Source organism: Variovorax saccharolyticus, assembly GCF_030316765.1.
GTDB classification, from domain to species: Bacteria; Pseudomonadota; Gammaproteobacteria; order Burkholderiales; family Burkholderiaceae_C; genus Variovorax; species Variovorax saccharolyticus.
Map to the genome: position 1 here is coordinate 283,555 of NZ_JASZYT010000004.1, position 19,133 is coordinate 302,687.

Here is a 19,133-nt window from a genome sequence, read left to right on the forward strand (position 1 = left end):
CAAATGAGCAGCAACAAACCTCTCAGCGGCATCAAGATCATCGACTTCACCCACGTGCAGGCGGGTCCGGCCTGCACCCAGATGCTGGCCTGGTTCGGCGCCGACGTGATCAAGGTCGAGCGCCCGGGTGCGGGCGACGTCACCCGCACGCAACTGCGCGACATCCCCGATGTGGATGCGCTCTACTTCACGATGCTCAACAGCAACAAGCGTTCGCTCACCCTGGACACGAAGCAGCCCGAAGGCAAGCTGGTGCTGGAAAAGCTGATCAAGGAATCGGACGTGCTGGTCGAGAACTTCGGCCCCGGTGCCCTGGACCGCATGGGCTTCACCTGGGAGCGCATCCAGGAACTGAACCCGAAGATGATCGTCGCCTCGGTCAAGGGCTTCAGCGACGGCCATCACTACGACGACCTGAAGGTCTACGAGAACGTCGCGCAGTGCGCGGGTGGCGCCGCATCGACCACCGGCTTCTGGGACGGCCCGCCGACCGTGAGCGCCGCGGCCCTGGGCGACAGCAACACCGGCATGCACCTGGCGATCGGCATCCTGACCGCGATCATCGGCCGCCAGCAGACCGGCAGGGGCCAGCGCGTGGCCTGCGCCATGCAGGACGCGGTGCTGAACCTGTGCCGGGTCAAGATGCGGGACCAGCTTCGGCTGGACAAGCTCGGCTACCTCGAGGAATACCCGCAATACCCGCACGGCACCTTCAGCGACGTCGTGCCGCGCGGCGGCAACGCAGGCGGCGGCGGCCAGCCGGGCTGGGTCCTGAAGTGCAAGGGCTGGGAGACCGACCCGAACGCGTACATCTACTTCACCGTCCAGGGCCACGCCTGGGCGCCGATCTGCGACGCCATCGGCAAGCCCGAGTGGAAGACCGATCCCGACTACATGACGCCGAAGGCGCGCCAGCCGCACATCACGGCGATCTTCGCCACCATCGAGTCCTGGCTGGCCGACAAGACCAAGTTCGAAGCCGTCGACATCCTGCGCAAGTTCGACATCCCCTGCGCGCCGGTGCTGACCATGAAGGAACTGCTGCACGATCCGTCGCTGCGCGCCAGCGGCTCGATCGTCGAGGTGCCGCACAAGGAGCGCGGCAGCTACTTCACCGTCGGCAGCCCGATCAAGTTCTCGGACCTGAAGCCCGAGATCACCGGCTCGCCGCTGCTGGGCGAGCACACCGACGAAGTGCTGGCCGAGCTCGGCTACAGCAAGGGGCAGATCGCCGAGCTGCACGCGGCGAAGGCGGTCTGAGCCTGGGCTCCGGTTCGGTCCGGCAACCGGATGGACGGCGCCCGACGGGTGCCGTTTTTCTTGGCGCCAGCGAGAAGGAAAATGGCTTGAACACAGCCAATCAAGGAGATGCGCGATGAACTCGGATGTCGACTGTCAGGCCATCGTTGCGGCGGTGGGCGACGCGATCATCGCCTCGGATGCCGCGGGTGCCATCACGTTGTGGAACCCGGGCGCCGAGCGGATGTTCGGCTACACCGAGGCGGAGGCACTGGGGCGCTCTCTGGACCTCATCACGCCGGAACGCCTGCGCCAGCGCCACTGGGACGGCTATCACAAATCCATGGATACTGGCACCACGAAATACGGCAACGACTTGCTGCGCGTGCCGGCCGTGCACAAGGACGGCCGCGCCATGTCCATCGCATTCACGGTGGCCATGCTCTTCACGCCCGAGCGGAAGGTGAGCGCGGTCGTGGCCGTGATTCGTGACGAGACCCAACGCTTCCAGGACGAGCGCGAGCTTCGCAAACGCGTGGCCGAGCTCGAAGCCCTGGCGGCGGCGGGTCGATGAACCAACGCTGCACAGACAGAGACCGGAGACCCCCATGAGCAAAGCCCTGGAAGGCTATCGAATCCTTGACTTCACCCACGTCCAGTCGGGCCCCACCTGCACGCAACTGCTGGCCTGGTTCGGCGCCGATGTGATCAAGGTCGAGCGGGCAGGCGAGGGCGACGCCACGCGGACGCAACTGCGCGACATCCCCGACGTCGACAGCCTTTACTTCACGATGCTCAACCACAACAAGCGGTCGATCACGATCGACACCAAGAAGCCCAAGGGCAGGGAGGTGCTCGAGACATTGATCAAGCAATGCGATGTGCTGGTGGAGAACTTCGCGCCCGGCGCGCTGGACCGCATGGGCTTCAGCTGGGAGCGCATCAACGAACTCAATCCGAGGATGGTGGTGGCTTCGGTCAAGGGCTTCGGCCCCGGCAAGTACGAGGACTGCAAGGTCTACGAGAACGTCGCGCAGTGCGCGGGCGGCTCGGCCTCGACCTCGGGTTTCGACGACGGCCCGCCGATGGTCACGGGCGCCCAGATCGGCGACAGCGGCACCGGCCTGCATCTGGCGCTCGGCATCCTCGCGGCGCTGCTGCAGCGGCACAACACCGGGCGCGGCCAGAAGGTGCTGGCGCCGATGCAGGATGCGGTGCTGAACCTGTGCCGGGTCAAGCTGCGCGACCAGCAGCGGCTCGATCGGACGGGCACCATGCACGAGTACCCGCAGTACCCGGACGGCGAGTTCGGCGAAGCCGTGCCGCGGGCCGGCAACGCGTCGGGCGGCGGCCAGCCGGGTTCGATCCTCAAGTGCAAGGGCTGGGAGACCGATCCCAATGCCTACATCTACTTCATCACGCAGGCCGCCGTGTGGCCCGCGGTGTGCAAGGTCATCGGCGAGGAGGGCTGGATCTCCGACGCGGCATACGCAACGCCGGCGGCACGGCTGCTGCACCTGAAGCCGATCTTCGCGCGCATCGAGAAATGGACGATGACCAAGGACAAGTTCGAGGCCATGGACATCCTCAATGCCTACGACATCCCGTGCGGGCCGATCCTGTCGATGAAGGAGATCGCGGAGGACGCCTCGCTGCGCGAGAGCGGGACCATCGTCGAGGTCGACCATCCGACCCGCGGGCGCTACCTGACCGTGGGCAACCCGATCAAGATGTCCGACAGCCCGACCCACGTGAAGCGCTCGCCGCTCTTGGGGGAACACACGCTGGAAGTGCTCGCGCAGCTGGGCTACAGCGAGGCGCAGATTGCCGCCTTGCGCGAAGAGCGTGTGATCTGAGTGCCGAGTCGAGTCCCATAACGCATGACTAATGCATCGAATAAATTAGTTTAATTATCATTTATCGATCGTAATTCTTACATTGTGACCAGGGCGAATCAATCCGATATGCCGCAGCGTTTTCATTTCGAAGGAGATGCAATGGTCACTCTGTCTGAAGTCAATTATTGCGACGACGATATCGAGCGCAATGCCTACAACGCCGCCTTCTACGACCTGGGGCTGAGGTTTCATTGGGATGCCGGGACCCATGAGCAATTGCTTGCCCACAGCCCGGACGCCGCCGAGCGGATCTGCCACTACCTGAAGGCGTACCAGCCGCACCTGCTGCGCGCCTACGCGGGCGAGTCCCTGGTCGCGCTCATCCTGCAGAAGAAGGACGACCATCGGCGGCGCTCTGCGCCAGCCGGCCCTGCAACCGCGAGACATTTCAATTGGGCCGAAGCGACCGGCCGCGAAGTCGGGGCCTGAATCCCGGAGTCATCCGATTCAATTCATTCTCTCGAATGCAATGAATATTCACGAATACCAGGGAAAGGACTTGCTGCGCAGATACGGCGTCGCGACTCCCAGCGGCTTTGCCTGTGCTTCGGCGGATGAGGCCGCATCGGCAGCGACGCGGCTCGGCGGAAGGGCCTGGGTGGTCAAGGCACAGAGCCATGCAGCCCGCCGCGACCCTCGCCGTGGCGTGAGAAGAGCCTGGTCGATCGACGAAGTGCGTCGGCATGCGGCCGCCCTGCTCGGCGATAGCGGTGGGGACGGGCGGCCGGCGGACCGGCTGCTGGTCGAGGAAGACATCGAGATCGACCAGCTGTTCCATCTGGACATGTCGCTCGACAGCGGCTTGCGGCGCGTCGCGCTGGTGGCGTCGTCCCCGTCGGCGCGCGCACCGGAGCGGCACCGCAAGGTGGTGATCGATCCGGTGACGGGTCTGAAGCGCAGCGAGGCAGAGGGCATTGCGCGCGGCATCGGGCTGGTCGGGAAGACGATTCCGCAGGCGCGCGCCCTGATGTCGAATCTGTACGAGGCCTTCGATGCCAGCGACGCGTCGCGGGCGGAGATCGATCCGCTCGTGCTCACGCGCGACGGCCGCCTGATGGCCCTCGACGTTCGCTTCAGCTTCGACTCGAACGCGTTGTTTCGGCAGCCGGACATCGCTTCGATGTGCGGCAACGACGCAGACCGCTGCGGCACGCCGACCGGCGGCAGCATCGGCGGCCTGGCCAACGACGCCGGCCTGGCGATGGCGACGATGGACATGGTCAGGCTGTACGGAGGATCGCCGGCCGGCTTCATCGACGTGGGCGGCGGCGCCACCATCGAGAAGGTCTCGGAGGCTTTCAAGCAACTCTTGCGCACGTCGTCGCTGCAGGCCGTGCTGGTCAATGTCTTCGGCGGCATCCTGCGCTGCGACATCGTGGCGGCGGGCGTGGTCGCGGCGGTGCGCGAGGTCGGCCTCGGCATTCCGCTGGTGGTGCGCCTGCGAGGCGCCAACGAAGACCTTGGCCGGGCGATCCTCGCGCGCTCGGGCATTGCGCACATCGGCGCGTCCGAGATGTCCGAGGCCGCCGGACTCGTGGTCTCGGCCGCCCGTGGGAGGCCCTGAGATGTCGATCCTGGTCAACAAGAACACCCGCGTGATGACGCAAGGCATCACCGGCAAGGCGGGGCAGGTGCACACCGCGATCTGCCGCGGCTATGGCAATGGCCGCAAGTGCTTCGTCGCCGGCGTGAACCCGAACAAGCCGGGTCAGTTCATGGATGGCATCCCGGTCTTCGGCACGGTCAGGGAAGCCAGTGCCGCGACCGGCGCGACCGTGTCCGTGATCTACGTGCCGCCGCCGTTCGCCGCGGCGGCCATCGACGAAGCGGTCGATGCCGGGCTCGATCTGGTGGTCTGCGTGACCCGGGGCATTCCGGTGCGCGACATGATCCGAACGCGCAGTCGCATGGAGGGCAGCCGGACGCTGCTGCTGGGCCCCAACTGCCCCGGCCTGATCACGCCCGACGAGATCCAGGTCGGCATCATGCCGGGCGAGATCTATCAGCGAGGCCGCATCGGGATGGTGTCGCGATCGGGCACGCTGACCTATGAGGTCGCCCACCAGCTGCGGCGCTTCGGCATCGGGCAGTCGAGCGTGGTGGGCATCGGCGGCGACCCGGTCGGGGGGCTCCAGTACATCGAGCTCCTGAAGATGTTCAACGACGACCCGCACACCGACGCCGTGATCATGATCGGCGAGATCGGCGGCGATGCCGAAGCGCAATGCGCCCGCTGGATCCGGGAACACATGCACAAGCCGGTGGTCGGCTTCGTGGCCGGCAGCACCGTCGCGGGCGAGCATGGCGAGGCCGACGGCAAGCTCGGCGTGATGAAGGAATGCGGCATTCACGTGACCCACAACCCGGCCGAGATCGGAGAGCTTCTGGCGTCTCTGATCATGCCGGACTACCTCCCCTTCGACTAGGCGCGACATGGAACAACGATGGCTTCGCTTCGACTTCGCAGGCAAGGTGGGCTTCGGCACGCTGGAGGGCGACCAGGTCCACGAGCACCGGGGCGACATGTATGGAGACTCCGAAGCCACGGGCCGCGTCTTCGGCCCCGCCGACCTCAAGCTGCTGACACCGTCCGAGCCGAGCAAGGTGATCGCGTTGTGGAACAACTTCCACGCGCTGGGCGCGAAGCTGGGCCTGCCGGTCCCTGCGGAACCGCTGTACCTGCTGAAATCGCCGAACTCCTACCTGGCCCACGACCAGGCGGTCCGCAAGCCGCGCTGCGACGGCAAGGTGGTGTTCGAGGGTGAACTCGGCATCGTCATCGGCAAGACCGCCACCGCGGTCGCCGAAGCCGACGCGCTCGACCACGTGTTCGGCTACACCTGCGCCAACGACGTGACGGTGGCCGACATACTCCAGCGCGACGCATCGTTCACGCAGTGGGTCCGGGCCAAGGGCTTCGACACCTTCTGCCCGATGGGCCCGGTGGTGGCCACCGGTCTCGATCCGGCAACGCTGCGCGTGAAGACGCTGCTGGACGGCGAGACGCGCCAGGACTACCCGATCAGCGACATGCGCTTCTCGGTCGGCGAGCTGGTCAGCCTGATCTCCCAGGACATGACCCTGAATCCCGGCGACGTCATCCTGTGCGGCACCTCGCTCGGGGTCGGCTCGATGAAACCGGGGAGCCTGGTCGAGGTCGAGATCGCGGGCATCGGCAAGCTCAGCAATCGCTTCGGCTGACAGCGCCCAGAATTCAACTACCGGGGATCGACATGAAGATTGCAGTGATCGGCGCGGGCGCCATCGGAGGACTGGTGGGCGCGAAGCTCGCGCTGGCCGGCGAGGACGTCAGCTTCATCGTGCGGGGCGCGAACCTCCACGCCATCCGCGAGCGGGGCTTCAAGCTCATCGGCGCCGGCGGCGATGAGGAGATAGCGCGCGACGTCAAGGCCACCGACAGCTACGAGCAGGCCGGTCCCCAGGACATCGTCATTCTGGCGATGAAGGCGCATCAGGTCGAAGCGGTGGCCGAGCAGGTGCCCCGGCTGTTCGGCCCCGAGACCCTGGTGGTGACCATGCAGAACGGCATCCCGTTCTGGTACTTCCAGAAGCACGGCGGCCGGCTGGAAGGCACGCCGGTGCACAGCGTCGACCCGACCGGTCTGGTCGGCCGCAGCATCCCGGCCGAGCGCATCATCGGCTGCGTGGTCTATCCGGCTTCGGAGCTGGTCGAACCCGGCGTCGTGCGGCACATCGAGGGCGATCGCTTCCCGGTCGGCGAACTCGACGGGACTGCGAGCGAACGCGTGCATCGCGTGTCGGCCTGCCTCGTCGGCGCCGGCTTCAAGGCGCCGGTTCTGGACAACATCCGCGCCGAGATCTGGCTCAAGCTGTGGGGCAACCTGACCTTCAACCCGATCAGCAGCCTGTCGCATGCCACGCTGGTCGACATCTGCCAGTACCCGCCTTCCAGGGAGCTCGCGACAGCGATGATGCAGGAGGCCCAGGCCGTGGCCGGCCAGCTGGGCATCGAGTTCCGGGTGTCCCTCGAGAAGCGCATCGCCGGGGCCGAGAAGGTGGGCCGGCACAAGACCTCCATGCTGCAGGACGTGGAGGCGGGCCGCGCGCCGGAGATCGACGCGCTGGTGGGCGCGGTGGTCGAACTGGCCAGGCTCACCGGAACCCCGACGCCGCACATCGACACGGTGCTGTCGCTGGTCAAGCTCCTGGCCCGATCGATGGCGGACCAGCGTGGCCACGTCCAGCTCAGGGAGCTGGCGTGAATGAAGCACGCCACCCTGCGGCAGCTGAAGGTGTTCGAGGCGGTGGCGCGGCTTTCGAGTTTCTCTCGCGCGGCCGAGGCGCTCCATCTGACGCAGCCGGCGGTCTCGATCCAGGTGCGCAAGCTCGAGGAGCACGCGGGGAATGCGCTGTTCGAGCAGTTCGGCAAGAAGATCTACCTGACGCCGGCCGGCGCCGAGCTGCTGCAGATCAGCCGCGCCATCATCCAGCAGTTCGAAGCGGCCGAGCATGCGATGACGCAGTTCAGGGGCATCTGCGCAGGCAAGCTCAACGTCGGCGTGATCAGTGCGGGTGACTACTTCTTTCCTCGACTGCTGGTGGAGTTCGCGGGGCGCCATCCCGGCGTCACCTTGAACTTCACGGTCCACAACCGCGAAGGGCTGCTGACGCACATCGCCGACAACCTGACGGACCTCGCCATCATGGTGAGGCCGCCGACGGATCTGGACACGGTGCATCAGGCTTTCGCGCCGCACCCGTATGTCATCGTCGCGGCGCCGGGCCATCCGCTGGTGGGCGCGAAGCGCATCTCACTGGACCGGCTGATGCGCGAGCCCTTCATCGTGCGCGAGAAGGGCTCCGACACCCGGACCTCCATGGAGGAGGGCCTGGCGGGCAAGCAGGCGGACATCAACATCGCGATGGAGATCCGCAGCACCGAGACCATCAAGCAGGCGGTGATCGCGGGCATGGGCATCAGCTTCGTGTCGGCCCACACCGTGAGCCAGGAGGTCAGGGCCGGCAGCCTGAGCGTGCTCGACGTCTGCAACTTTCCGCTGATGCTCAACTGGTACGTCGTGCACCGGCGAACCAAGCGGCTGCCGCCGGTCGCGCAGGCCTTCAAGGACTTCCTGATGAGCGACGGCCCCTCGCTGATCTCGCAGATCGTGCCCTTCGAGACCTTCGCGCCCCTGGGGGTGGCGGCGGTCGATGGCCTCGAGGTCTAGGGCCAGGCCCGGTTTCCCGACTGCACCGACAGCAGGCCGACCCGCGAGGCGTGCCAGCGCAGGACGGCGGCGCGCGCCGGGTCCGTCGCCTCGATACCGTCCGCCCGGGTCTGCAGGGCCCGCACCTCCTGGACTTCCTGGATGATCGAAGAAGGACTCAGCAAGGCCTGAATCAGCACGCTGGCTTCGACTGCCAAGGCGTTCAATGCACCGGCGAGGCCGCCTGATGCATGGGCTCTGGTTGGATGATCAAAGGCCGACACTGGAACTCCCTTCTTGCAGTTGCTTCGAAAAAACTCTATCTTCGCCCCGGCTTGCTCGTAAGTAAAACGAGATTTATTGCCATTTGATTGCAAGAATGCTGCATTCAAAAAGAGAGCGGCGTGGACATCAACCTGGCTCGAACCTTTCTGGTGATCGCCGAAACGCGCAGTTTCCAGCGCGCCGCGTCCAGGCTGCACGTCTCGCAAACCTCCGTGAGTGCCCGGGTCCGTACCCTGGAGCAACTTCTGGACCGGAGGCTGTTCGTGCGCAACAAGGGTGGCGCCTCCCTGACTCTGGCCGGTGAGCAGTTTCTACCGCACGCCACGAGCCTGGTGCAAGTCTGGCAACGCGCCTGCCAGCAGGTCGCAGTGCCCAAGGGCAGCCGGGCGGTGCTGGCGGTGGGCTGTGAAATCAGCCTCTGGGATCCCCTGCTCCTGCGTTGGCTGCTGGGCATGCGCGAGGCCGACCTGTCGCTGGCCATCCGGACCGAGGTCGGCGTCTCGCAGCTGCTGCTCGACAAGGTCGCGGCGGGCGTGCTCGACATTGCCATCGTCTATGCGCCGCAGCAGCGGCCCGGCCTGCGCGTGGAATTGCTGATCGAGGAGAAGCTCGTCATGGTGACCACGCAGAAGGTCCCCCGGCTGCCCGAGCCGGCCGACTATGTCTACGTGGACTGGGGCCCCGAGTTCGCGACGCAGCACGGGCTCGCGTACCCGGACCTTTCCAACGCCGCCGTGATCGCCGGCCTGGGGCCGCTGGGCCGCGAATACCTGCTGGCCGCCGGCGGCACCGGCTACTTCAGGCTGGACGTGGTGCGGACCCATCTGGACTCGGGCCTCCTGCGGCGGGTGCCGAACACGCCCGAGTTCCTGTATCCGGCCTTCGCGGTGTACGCCGCGGGCGCCGACCCGGACATCGTGGCGCCCGCGCTCGACGTCCTGCGAAAGGTGGCGACGCTCAGGGACCCGGCCAGGGCCCCGTAGATCAGTCGAAGGCGGAAGCGCTCGCGTCCTGGAGCCTGGCGGTATGGGCCTGCAGCGACAGTTCGTACAGGACACAGAGCGGCATCGCCACGAACACCATCCCGGCCACGTAGATGACCAGGCTGGCCACCGGAAAACCGGATCCGTCCCACGAGGGGTACGAGGCCGCGGCAGCCGCCGCGACGATCGCGGCGATGACCAGGAGCATCGTGTAGCCCAGGCCGGTGGTGCGCACATAGCCCCCGGGATCGCAGGTCTTCCGGAATTGGGGCGAGAACCGGTACTGCTCTTCCGATTTCATTTTTTGTCTCCTCGGGTTTGCCGGGCATGACTTGGACCCACGCCGCCATGTTGGGGCCAAGTTCGAGGAGTGGTTGCTGGGGAAAACTCTTGCTAGGCCCCGAATGCCGGCCCGTCAGTGGCCGCTGCTCCTGGAAAAAACCTGGATGACCAGCACGCCCGAGACGATCAGGCCCATGCCGAGCATGGCTGGCAGGTCGAGGGCTTGCCTGTGGACGATCCACCCCAGCAATGCGATGAGGACGATGCCTGCGCCGGCCCAGATGGCGTAGGCGATGCCGGTCGGGATGGTCTTGAGCGTCAATGACAGGAAGTAGAACGCGATCGCGTAGCCGACAACGACCGCAATGCTCGGCCACAGCCGTGTGAAGCCCTCCGACGACTTCATCGCGGTGGTGGCGACGACCTCGGCAACGATGGCGACCGACAGCAGCAGATACGGAGACATTCAAGCTCCTTCCGCGAGTCGGTGGATGGACCGCGCAAGCGCTTCGCGCTCGGTCGGCGACAGGTCGTAGACGCCGAGCACGTCCGAAAGCCACAGGCCATCCGCGGCCAGCCGGGCCAGCAGCTTGTTCGTGTCCTGGCCGTCCTGCGCGCGATCCTTGCGCACCCACTCGGCCCATCTCGAGGTCACGCCGCGCTCGATGACACAGGCGGCCAGCAGGGCCTTGCCGTGGTCGGAAGCCTCGCCGCTCGGCGGATCGAGCACCGGGCGCGCATAGCGCCAGGCGGCCGAGGCGCCAGAACCATCGTCGGCGACCGCGGCCTGGAACTCCTCGGCCAGATGCTCGTAGAGCGCGAGCACCAGCGCTTCGCGCGTCGGGAAGTGGTGCTGCACCGCGCCCTTGGTGACGCCGGCCAGATCTGCGACAGCTCCGATCGAGACCTGAGCACCGCTGACCAGCAGCTCCGCGCCGGCTTCGAGCAGCAGCGCCTTGACGAGTTCGGGCCGCTTGGGCCGATGCACACCTTTCAACATGGCTGGAGTCTAACATTACGATCGTAATGTTGATGGATTGGCCCGCCATGGAACCTGGGGCACGCCCGAATGTCGAAGGGAAGCAGGTTCACCGGGAGTTTCGATGCCGAATGCCAATCACCGCCCGCTGCTCATTCTTTGGCTGCTCGCAGCGTCGGCCTTTGCCGGCCCGGTCATCGATCTGGACACGCCCGGCGCCATGGCGTCGCTGCGGCGATCGAACGCCGATCACTTCGAGCGCGTTCAAGGTGTTGTCGCGGGATTGTCGAGTTCAAGCGCCGACACCGCACCCATCTGGCTGCGAACCCGGTACCGCGCGGACGACCTGGTCGTGGGTTCGATGACGCTGACCAGCTATCCGCCTCAACGAAAGCTGGCGCTGACCTTGGACGACACCCGCTACCGCCTGACCTGGACCCTTCGCGACGCGAAGCCGCAGGTGCTCAAGGTCCCGTCGCCTGGAAGCCGCCGACCCGGAGAGACATCAGGTACTGCTCCTTGAGTCGTCGCTTGAAGATCTTGCCGGTGTCCTCGCGTGGCAGGTCGGCGACGAACAGCACCGAGCGCGGAACCTTGTAGTTGGCCAGACGATGCCGCAGGAACGCCTGCACGTCGCCCGCCTGGAGATCGGCGCCGACGGCCGGCTGGATGGCGGCGACGAGCGACTCGCCGAATTCGTCGTCCGGAACACCGAACACCGCGCAGTCGGCCACGCCGGCCAGCGTCGCAAGGGTCGCCTCGATCTCCGCCGGATAGATGTTGACCCCACCCGAGATGACCATGTCGCTCTGGCGATCGACGACATGGAGGTAGCCATCCTCGTCGAGGTAGCCGACGTCGCGAAGGGTCCAAAGACCATCGCGTTCGACCTGGCGTCGGGCTTCGCTGTTGTTGGCATAGGTGAAGTCGGGAACTGCGGAACTGCGAGCGTGAATCAAGCCCACCTTTCCGACCGGCAGTTCCACGCCGGCGTCGGAGTAGATCCTGATCACTGTCCCGGGGATTGCCCTGCCCACGGAGCCGGGCTTTCGCAGCGCTTCGTGGCTGTCGATGTGCGTGATCCAGCCCAGTTCGCTGGCAGCGTAGCTCTCGTGGATGACCGGGCCCCACCAATCGATCATCCGGGCCTTCGTACCGGCTGGAAGGGGCGCGCCCGTGCAGGCCACGAAGCGGAGCGAGTCGACACGGTATTGGCTCCGGATGCCGGCGTCCAGGCGCAGCAGTCGGTTGAACATCGTCGGGACCAGATAGGCGTGGGTGATCCCTTCGGATTCGATGATCTTCAACGTGGTCTGCGCATCGAATCGCGGCTCTATCCAGATGTGCGCATCCTTGAGCGCAGCCTGCATCACGTAGTTGGCGGGCGCGGAGTGGTACAGCGGCGCGCTGACCAACGCACGCATGTCGGTTGCGATGCCCAGGGCAACACGGCTGGCCTCGGCGAGGCTCTGAACCTGCTCCGGGGTAGGCGCGGAGCGCCGAACGCCCTTTGGCAAGCCGGTCGTGCCCGACGTGTACGCCATCATGGTGCCGGGAGGTGTCGGGGCGAGGGGCGTATCGATCGGAACTTCGACCGCGTCCCGCACCGACTCCCACGCTTCCTGTCCCACGCGGTGCGCCGAGGCCCGCTCCTGGATGGCGAAGGACTCGCGCGTGCGTGCGCGCGGCTCCGCCACCAGAACCCGTACGGAGCCCGGGATGCCTTCGGCGATCTGATCGACGAGGTCGCCGTGAATGATTAGCACGCTCGCGCCACTGTCTCTCAGGACATGGCCCACTTCATCGGCCTTGAAGTGCCAGTTGATCGGACAGAAATGCGCGCCAACTGCCCGGGCCGCGAGCATCAGCTCCAGCACGACAGGCTCGTTGTGGAGCATCAGGGCAATCACTTTTCCGGGTCCGAGGGCCATCTGGTGCAGCGCGCGGATCGAACGCTCGAGTCGTCGCTGAAAGCCGCTGTCGGCCTCGTCGAGGCGGTCGAAGTAAATGGCTGGGGCCATGGAAACGCACCTTTCTCGCTGCAAGAGTCGCGATTGGATGGTGGGGCGCATCAGTCGTCTACAGACGCGTCGAGGGGCCTCAGCCAATCGATGGCAGCCCGGGCTGGAGCCATGGCGCGCAGTCGCTCGTCGCACCACAGATCGGCCGCCACCTCGTCCAGTTGGTCAGGGTCCACCGTCCGCCATTGGCGCTGCAGCTGGTGGGCGCATACAGCAATCCAGTCGTCGCGTTCCATGGCGCCAGCATAGCAAAAAGCTGTATATTTATCCAGTATCAAATGTTTCGAAGTCGCTACCTGGTGAGAGTCAAGCCCAGGCGATCTTGTAGTCGAGGGAATGCCCGATGCGTTCCGAGAAGCGAGTGACCGACTTGGCCATCATCCGCTCGCCCACACTCGCCGGTATCAATGTGGTGAGCCAGGCGCTCACGCCCTGGACCTCGCCCTCCAACTTTCGAGGGTGTGGCGTTGCCGCGTAGTCCACGATGGCCTCTCGCTTGCCGGCCTGCCCGAGCAAGTCGTGCAGGTCGCGGAACAGGATGAACAAGGGGTCGTTCTGATACACCGACCAGTTCGCCACCGGGAGGAAGTCCAGCAGGTGGATGAGCTGGTAGTTCAGCGCGACCCAGAAGTCCTCGCCGCTCAGCGTGATCGGCTCGTTGTCGATCACCCGGTGAAACGTGATGGAGGCGATGGCATCCGCGCGGTGCAGGTTCTTGCGAAGGTCCTGGCGTAGCGAGCCGGCGTACAGCAATCGCAGCACGGACGGAAACGCCTCGATCTGCACCCAATCCGCGGGGGCTATCAGCTTGCGCAGCGCCGGAATCTTGTCGGCGCGCATCGCGAAGGTGTTCGTGCCGGTGCCGAGAATCGAATGCAGCAACATCACCAGGGGAGAGCGCCCGGGGTAGTGCTGCACGCTGTATTCGAAGCAGAAGTACAGGTGGTCGAGGAAGGAGCCGTCGGCGTGCTCCACATCGAAGTCGCACTCCCGTACCAGGAACTGCAGCAACTCGGCGCTCACCTCGGGCAGCGGGTGCGCGGAACGGGCAGCCTCGTACTCGGCCTGCACCAGCTGGGCCGAGGCGGCGTCCCAGTGGACCTCCTTGGCCACCCGCTTGGTCACGACGAAGCGGGCGGCCTTGCCCTCGAGGGTCTTGAAAATGGTGCGATCGAGATCGAAGCTCGGGATCGATTCGACCTGGACCCTGCCGGTGTGCGCAAGGGCGGCGCCATGCGCGATGGCCGCCTTTCGCTGGGGCGTGGGATCAGGACGCTCGGCGGCTGACTGCTTCATGGATTTCCTGCGCGACGGGTTGAGGGCACGATAGTGTCCAGCCAGTCGAATGCCGCTGTCCAGAACACGATGGGTGCCATGCCCTCGCAATGCCCTTCGGCGCCCTCGGCGCGGGTGAACCTGCGAAATGCCTTCGGGCAGGTCATGGCGTCATGGAGGCGCCGACCCTGTCCGGTCGAAACGGCGTCGGTCTCGTTGTCGGTGACGAAGCTCGGGCACCGGATCGAAGGCGCCAGTCCGGCGCTGGTGTAGCGGCGCATGTCCTGGAAATAGGCCTGCGGGTCGGTGACGCCGTTGGTCACCATCCGTGGTCCGAGCAGCGTTCGCAGGGCCGGGATATCGAGCAGCGCGTCGAATTGCGGCTTGGCGGCGGGGTCGTCGACGCGCTGCCAGAGCTCGCCCAGGCGAGCGGCCACCCCAGCCGCCATGTCGTACTGGCCCGGGTCGACGATCAGCGCTGCAAGTTGCGGCGCTCCGGCCGCGCCGCGCGGGGCGAGCAGGCCGCCGAACGAGCGGCCGACGAGCACGATCCGGCGGGCGTCGACCTCGGGCAGGCCTGCGACCAGGTCGACCATGCCGGGCACGACATGCTCCCAGTCGGGGCGCTGCGGCACGCGGCGGTCGTAGAGCACGCTGCCCTGGCCCGGGCCGTCGAGGCCCACGAACGCCCAGCCCCGGTCGAGGGCCGGGTACACCGATGCGTACAGCTCCTCGGCTGTGTTGTCATAGCCGCCGATGTGCAGGATCGTGGGGAACGGGCCGCTGCCCGACGGCGCGAACAGGTAGCCCGGCGTGTCGCCCTCGACCCGGCGCCCCGGGCGCGGCAGGTCGGGAAGGGCGCTGCGGAAGGCGTCGACGCTGGCCCGGTAGGCGGCCGTCAGCTCTTTGCCGTCCAGGTCATCCCGATGCCAGAAGAACGCCTGGCGATAGTACTCGGCCGCCCGCAGCCGCAGGGTCGCTGCACTCGTGGTGTGGCCGGCTTTCTCGGCGGCAGCCGCCTGGGCCGCCAGGCCGTCCGCGAATGTCGACCACCCGGCGTACCAGCTGTCGCGGTCGCCGTTGATGATGCGCGACGCGATGTACAGGCACTCGCCGACGTTGGCCATGCCGGAGTCGCATTTGCCGACCGTGCGCTGCAATTGGCCGTCGAAGCCCTCGTCGTCGAAATACAGCTTCATCGGCATCGCTCCTTCGTTGGCGTGCCCGCGAAGATACCGGCGTTGCGCCCGACCGGCAAGTCGGGGCGCGAAGGGAAGGCCTATGCGTGGAGCAGGTGGGCTTGCACGCCGCGGCGCGGGGCAGGGCCCACGGTGGGCCCGTGGCCCAGCCGCGCCCACATCTGGATCGTGTGGCCCGCCTGCTGCGCGCCCAGCGCCTGGTGAATCTGCGCGCGCATCCTCTCTTGCTCCGGATACTCTTGCAGCGCCTGCTGCAAAGGGTGCATCGCCAGGCCGTGCGCCGTGGCGGCCAGCTGCGCGCGCACGTAGGCGCGGCCCGCGAGCAACTGCGTGACGCGTTCGTTGTCGGCCGTCACCATCCAGAAGAACGCCGGCGTCGAATCGATCGCCGCGTTGAAGCGCTTGATCTGGCCTTGGATGGCCTGACTGTCAGGCGCCGAGGCGCGTGTGCGATCGAACAAGCCCACGGCAGTGAAGAAGCGCACCATCGGGTCGTTCAGCGAAAGCCCGTCACGATGCTGCGCGATTTCCTTCGGGCCCACGCGCAGCACCTTGTACGACTCCAGCAGCGTGCGCGGCGTGCTCAGCTCGATGCGCCACGCCTGCTTGGCAATCTCGCGCTGGACCTGGAGCGCGGCGGCCTGCGCGGGATCCGTGAACCCGGCCGTCACCGGAAAGCCCTCCATCGCCTCGCGGATGGCCTGCAGCGCCTGTGCGCCGGGTGCACGCATCTCGTAGGGCGAACGATTCGTGCGGCGCCTGAACACCTGGGCGAACAGCGGATCGGGCCTCACGCGCGGGTCTTCCACCAGTCGGATGCGCGCGGTAGGCCGTTGATCAGGGCCCTTGCGATCGAAAGCTCCTAGAGGGAAGAGCTGCATCTCGGCGCGGTAGCCGCGCTGCCGTGCCGCCTGGTCCAGCAGTTCCAGAAACGTGCCCTGGCTCATGACCATCTGGCGCGAGAACGGGTCGGTTTCGGGCAGAAGCTGCTGCAAGTCCATGTAGAGCGTGATCACGCCGGGTTCACCCAGGTCCACGAGCCACGACTGCAGGTTGTGCGAATGCGGTGCCAGGATCGCGTGCGCCAGGACCCAGCGGCGCAGGTCGGTTTCGGCGCCCGGCCCTTGCCAGGCGGCCACCGCTTCCGCCGGCAGCTCGCTGCTGCAGCCGGCCAGGCCGGCGGCGGCCGCCGCGATCACCCCGCCGCCGATTGCCCGCAAGGCGTTGCGCCGATCGGTCTGCATGAAGCGCTCCTGTAGTGAAGGTCTGCATTGTGGAAGCGGTTCCGCAGCAGCACAATTGCATAAATGTTGACAGCAGATATGCATCTATGAATATCTCAAGTTTCGATTGGGCGCTGGTGCGATCGTTCCTGGCAGCCATCGACCACGGCAGCCTGCTGGCCGCCGCGCGCGCCATCGGCGCCAGCCAGCCCACGCTGGGACGCCACATCGCGGAGCTGGAGCGCCAGCTCGCCGTGGTGCTGTTCGAGCGCACCGGCCGCGGCCTGGTGCCGACCGAACAGGCGTTGCGGCTGGTCGACACGGCACGCGCGATGGAGGGCAGCGCCAGCAGGCTGTTGCGGCTCGCCCAAGGGGCCGAGGAAGGCGCCCACGGCACCGTGCGCCTCAGCGCCAGCCAGCCGGTGGCCTGTGTGCTGCTGCCGCCGCTGCTGGCGCGCATGCGCGAGGCACTGCCCGAGGTGACGGTGGAGCTGGTCGTCAGCAACGCGGTGAGCAACCTGCTGCGGCGCGAGGCCGACATCGCCTTGCGCATGGTGGCTCCCCGGCAGGCCTCGCTGATCACGCGGCGCATCGCGCTGGTGACCCTTCGAGCCTGCGCGCACCGCGACTATCTGCGACGCAACGGCAAGCCGCTGCGGCCGGACGACCTCCGCGCACACCTGTTGGTGGGTGGCGACCAGGAAAACGACCTGCGTCGCCACGCCGCGGCGATGGGCATCGCGTCGGACTCGCTGCGCTTCGGCCTGCGCAGCGACGACCTGATGGCGCAATGGGCCGCTGTGCGCGCGGGCCTGGGCGTGGGCTTCATCAACGAGTACGTGATGCGCACCGACCCCAAGGTGCAGCCGCTGCTGCCGACGCTGAAGCTGCCGAGTTTCCCCATCTGGCTGACCGTGCACCGCGAGATCCGGACCAGTCCACGCATTCGGGCGGTGTACGACTTCCTGGCCGAGCAGGTGCCTGCGGCCTTGTCTGCGGAGGGTTCGTGAGCGCGGATCAGGCGCATGCACGCGTATGGACAGGGCGGATGACAGTTGACACAATCGAGCGCTGCAGTGTCGCCAGTCACCAGACTCGAATGGAGTTCCAGATGAATTGGGCAAGGCCTGTTCTTGGGATCGCAATGATCGCTGCCTTGGCATGGACCACCCATGTCCAAGCGCAAATCGCTTTCATCGCCCGGCACGTGATCGGTCGCGTGGAGCAGATGTCGCAGCAGCAAGGCAACGGCGGCGTTGCGTACGACACCGCCGCCGTGGTGGTTGAAGTCCCTGCAGAGAAAGTCTACGCCGTCGCACTGCGCAACCTCAGCGCCCAGCCTCAGTTGCGGATCACTGGCCAAGACCAGCAAGGGCGCGTCATCCAGTTCACGAACAACGTTCAGATCGCGGGGCTGCAGGTCAACGCGCTATCGGACAAACTTTCTCAGATCCTGATCACGTCTGCCCACACGGGCGACCAGAACGTCTCGTCGCTCATCCTCGAACGCATTCTCTTGTTCTGCTCGGAGATGAAAGTGAAGTGTTCGAAGGGCGCGAACTAGTCGGTCGACCCGCCCGGCGACGGACTCGCGCCGAAGCTGAAGAATCCTGCGCGCGACAGGCGTGCGAACTCCGCGTCGATCAGGTCCTGCATCGTGGCCAAGGCCGCGTTGCGATGACTGTCCAGACGGCTCGCAAGCACGAGCTGCCGGTGCAGCTGCACGCCCGAGACTTCCGACATGACGATGCGCGGCGACGGCTGTCCGCTCTCCTTGAACACCGAGATCGGCATGATGGTCGCCCACTTGCCACGCAGCACCAGCTCGCGAATGGAATCGACCGAATCGATCTCGGCATGCACATTGAGCGACTTGCCGACCGACATCAGCTGGCGCTCGACGATGCCGCGGTGAAGGCTGGTCATCAGCAGCGGGATGCGCGACAGCTGCGCGGGCTGCAGCAAGGGATTCACACGCATGCTCTCATGCGAGACGACGGCGAAGGGTTCGGTCAGCAAGGGTTGAAGCGACAAGGGCCGGCCCAGCTCCGGATTTGTCACGATCGCCATGTCGACGATGCCCCGCTCCAGCCAGTCGAGCAGCGCGGGCGTGAAGGCTTCGCGTGACCGCAGCGTCACCGTGTCCGCCAGCGTTGCCATGCAGCTTTCGAACAGGCCGGGCAGCAGCAGGCGCGCGAGCGTCGGCGAAGCGCCGAGCACGACGGTGGTCTTCTGCACGGACTGTCCGCGCGCGAGCTTCTGCGTCAGCTGCGCAGCCTCGCCCAGCATGCGCTGGGCGCTTTCGTAGACGCTGACGCCGGCTTGCGTCAGGCGAACGCCGCGCGGCAGGCGATGCAGCAGTTGCACGCCAAGTTCGGTCTCCAGGTCGCGCATCTGCCGCGTGAGGGCGGGTTGTGCAATCGGTATGGCAGCGGCCGCGGCGGTCAGGCTGCCGGCATCGGCCACCGTCACGAAGTAGCGCAGGGTGCGAAGGTGCATGGCGAGTCTTGGGGCAAACCCGTGGATCAATATCAAGATGATATGGCACGGAGAAAATTCG

22 protein-coding genes are annotated in these 19,133 nt (G+C 66.4%); 13 read left to right on the forward strand and 9 right to left on the reverse strand.

Features of this window, described 5'->3' with window-relative positions:
• The first annotated feature begins 3 nt into the window (after window positions 1–3).
• The 9 genes from frc (QTI45_RS15175) to QTI45_RS15215 all read left to right on the forward strand — a co-directional run bounded on the left by frc (QTI45_RS15175) (window position 4) and on the right by QTI45_RS15215 (window position 8,347).
• Window positions 4–1,260, forward strand: coding sequence for a formyl-CoA transferase (frc, locus tag QTI45_RS15175; protein ID WP_286370724.1), 1,257 nt, complete (start codon window positions 4–6; stop codon window positions 1,258–1,260).
• A gap of 115 nt (window positions 1,261–1,375) precedes the next feature.
• Window positions 1,376–1,813, forward strand: a complete 438-nt coding sequence (locus QTI45_RS15180) for a PAS domain-containing protein (RefSeq protein WP_286370723.1) — start codon at window positions 1,376–1,378, stop codon at window positions 1,811–1,813.
• Window positions 1,814–1,847: 34 nt separating this feature from the next.
• Window positions 1,848–3,095 (forward strand): formyl-CoA transferase, encoded by a 1,248-nt coding sequence (gene frc / locus QTI45_RS15185; protein ID WP_286370722.1) that lies wholly within the window; start codon window positions 1,848–1,850, stop codon window positions 3,093–3,095.
• Window positions 3,096–3,203: 108 nt separating this feature from the next.
• Complete coding sequence (locus tag QTI45_RS15190; RefSeq protein ID WP_286654956.1) at window positions 3,204–3,566, forward strand: hypothetical protein; 363 nt, start codon at window positions 3,204–3,206, stop codon at window positions 3,564–3,566.
• 40 nt (window positions 3,567–3,606) lie between these two features.
• Entirely contained in the window at window positions 3,607–4,701 is a 1,095-nt protein-coding gene (locus QTI45_RS15195; RefSeq protein WP_286654957.1) for an ATP-grasp domain-containing protein, read from the forward strand.
• A gap of 1 nt (window position 4,702) precedes the next feature.
• A complete protein-coding gene (gene sucD, locus QTI45_RS15200; protein ID WP_286370719.1) occupies window positions 4,703–5,563 on the forward strand; it encodes a succinate--CoA ligase subunit alpha in 861 nt (286 codons plus the stop codon).
• A gap of 7 nt (window positions 5,564–5,570) precedes the next feature.
• Window positions 5,571–6,338 (forward strand): fumarylacetoacetate hydrolase family protein, encoded by a 768-nt coding sequence (locus tag QTI45_RS15205; RefSeq protein ID WP_286654958.1) that lies wholly within the window; start codon window positions 5,571–5,573, stop codon window positions 6,336–6,338.
• A 32-nt stretch (window positions 6,339–6,370) separates the two neighbouring features.
• Window positions 6,371–7,381: a 2-dehydropantoate 2-reductase gene (locus QTI45_RS15210; protein WP_286654959.1), complete on the forward strand. Its 1,011-nt coding sequence runs from the start codon at window positions 6,371–6,373 to the stop codon at window positions 7,379–7,381.
• Window positions 7,382–8,347 carry a LysR family transcriptional regulator gene (locus tag QTI45_RS15215; protein WP_286370716.1) on the forward strand — a complete coding sequence of 322 codons (966 nt, stop codon included), beginning with the start codon at window positions 7,382–7,384 and terminating at the stop codon, window positions 8,345–8,347.
• Here QTI45_RS15215 and QTI45_RS15220 read toward each other — a convergent pair.
• Window positions 8,344–8,808 carry a hypothetical protein gene (locus QTI45_RS15220; protein WP_286655143.1) on the reverse strand — a complete coding sequence of 155 codons (465 nt, stop codon included), beginning with the start codon at window positions 8,806–8,808 and terminating at the stop codon, window positions 8,344–8,346. The genes QTI45_RS15215 and QTI45_RS15220 overlap by 4 nt on opposite strands.
• On the opposite strand from QTI45_RS15220, the gene QTI45_RS15225 reads away from it, so the two are divergent.
• On the forward strand, window positions 8,761–9,594 hold the full coding sequence (locus QTI45_RS15225; RefSeq protein WP_286655135.1) for a LysR family transcriptional regulator: 834 nt from the start codon (window positions 8,761–8,763) through the stop codon (window positions 9,592–9,594). The two genes, QTI45_RS15220 and QTI45_RS15225, sit on opposite strands and share 48 nt — an antisense overlap.
• Window position 9,595: 1 nt before the next feature.
• Here QTI45_RS15225 and QTI45_RS15230 read toward each other — a convergent pair whose 3' ends face one another.
• The 3 genes from QTI45_RS15230 to QTI45_RS15240 all read right to left on the reverse strand — a co-directional run bounded on the left by QTI45_RS15230 (window position 9,596) and on the right by QTI45_RS15240 (window position 10,876).
• Window positions 9,596–9,895: a hypothetical protein gene (locus tag QTI45_RS15230; protein WP_286370714.1), complete on the reverse strand. Its 300-nt coding sequence runs from the start codon at window positions 9,893–9,895 to the stop codon at window positions 9,596–9,598.
• Window positions 9,896–10,009: 114 nt separating this feature from the next.
• Window positions 10,010–10,342 (reverse strand): SMR family transporter, encoded by a 333-nt coding sequence (locus QTI45_RS15235; protein ID WP_286654960.1) that lies wholly within the window; start codon window positions 10,340–10,342, stop codon window positions 10,010–10,012.
• Entirely contained in the window at window positions 10,343–10,876 is a 534-nt protein-coding gene (locus QTI45_RS15240) for a TetR/AcrR family transcriptional regulator (RefSeq protein ID WP_286654961.1), read from the reverse strand. It lies immediately after the preceding gene.
• A 103-nt stretch (window positions 10,877–10,979) separates the two neighbouring features.
• Between QTI45_RS15240 and QTI45_RS15245 the strand changes: the two genes are divergently transcribed.
• On the forward strand, window positions 10,980–11,378 hold the full coding sequence (locus tag QTI45_RS15245) for a hypothetical protein (protein WP_286654962.1): 399 nt from the start codon (window positions 10,980–10,982) through the stop codon (window positions 11,376–11,378).
• On the opposite strand, the gene QTI45_RS15250 is transcribed toward QTI45_RS15245, so the two are convergent.
• The 4 genes from QTI45_RS15250 to QTI45_RS15265 all read right to left on the reverse strand — a co-directional run bounded on the left by QTI45_RS15250 (window position 11,320) and on the right by QTI45_RS15265 (window position 16,678).
• Window positions 11,320–12,876: an AMP-binding protein gene (locus QTI45_RS15250; RefSeq protein ID WP_286654963.1), complete on the reverse strand. Its 1,557-nt coding sequence runs from the start codon at window positions 12,874–12,876 to the stop codon at window positions 11,320–11,322. The genes QTI45_RS15245 and QTI45_RS15250 overlap by 59 nt on opposite strands.
• Before the next feature lie 306 nt (window positions 12,877–13,182).
• Window positions 13,183–14,172 (reverse strand): hypothetical protein, encoded by a 990-nt coding sequence (locus QTI45_RS15255; protein WP_286654964.1) that lies wholly within the window; start codon window positions 14,170–14,172, stop codon window positions 13,183–13,185.
• Window positions 14,169–15,350 (reverse strand): alpha/beta hydrolase family protein, encoded by a 1,182-nt coding sequence (locus tag QTI45_RS15260; RefSeq protein WP_286654965.1) that lies wholly within the window; start codon window positions 15,348–15,350, stop codon window positions 14,169–14,171. Before QTI45_RS15260 ends, QTI45_RS15255 begins: the two co-directional genes overlap by 4 nt.
• Window positions 15,351–15,430: 80 nt before the next feature.
• Window positions 15,431–16,678 carry an Acg family FMN-binding oxidoreductase gene (locus QTI45_RS15265; RefSeq protein WP_286654966.1) on the reverse strand — a complete coding sequence of 416 codons (1,248 nt, stop codon included), beginning with the start codon at window positions 16,676–16,678 and terminating at the stop codon, window positions 15,431–15,433.
• Window positions 16,679–16,680: 2 nt separating this feature from the next.
• Between QTI45_RS15265 and QTI45_RS15270 the strand changes: the two genes are divergently transcribed.
• Together QTI45_RS15270 and QTI45_RS15275 are read left to right on the forward strand one after the other, a co-directional pair.
• Window positions 16,681–17,583 carry a LysR family transcriptional regulator gene (locus QTI45_RS15270; RefSeq protein WP_286654967.1) on the forward strand — a complete coding sequence of 301 codons (903 nt, stop codon included), beginning with the start codon at window positions 16,681–16,683 and terminating at the stop codon, window positions 17,581–17,583.
• Between the two features lie 89 nt (window positions 17,584–17,672).
• Window positions 17,673–18,137, forward strand: coding sequence for a hypothetical protein (locus tag QTI45_RS15275; protein ID WP_286654968.1), 465 nt, complete (start codon window positions 17,673–17,675; stop codon window positions 18,135–18,137).
• On the opposite strand, the gene QTI45_RS15280 is transcribed toward QTI45_RS15275, so the two are convergent.
• Window positions 18,134–19,072: a LysR family transcriptional regulator gene (locus tag QTI45_RS15280; RefSeq protein ID WP_286654969.1), complete on the reverse strand. Its 939-nt coding sequence runs from the start codon at window positions 19,070–19,072 to the stop codon at window positions 18,134–18,136. The two genes, QTI45_RS15275 and QTI45_RS15280, sit on opposite strands and share 4 nt — an antisense overlap.
• Between the last annotated feature and the right edge of the window lie 61 nt (window positions 19,073–19,133).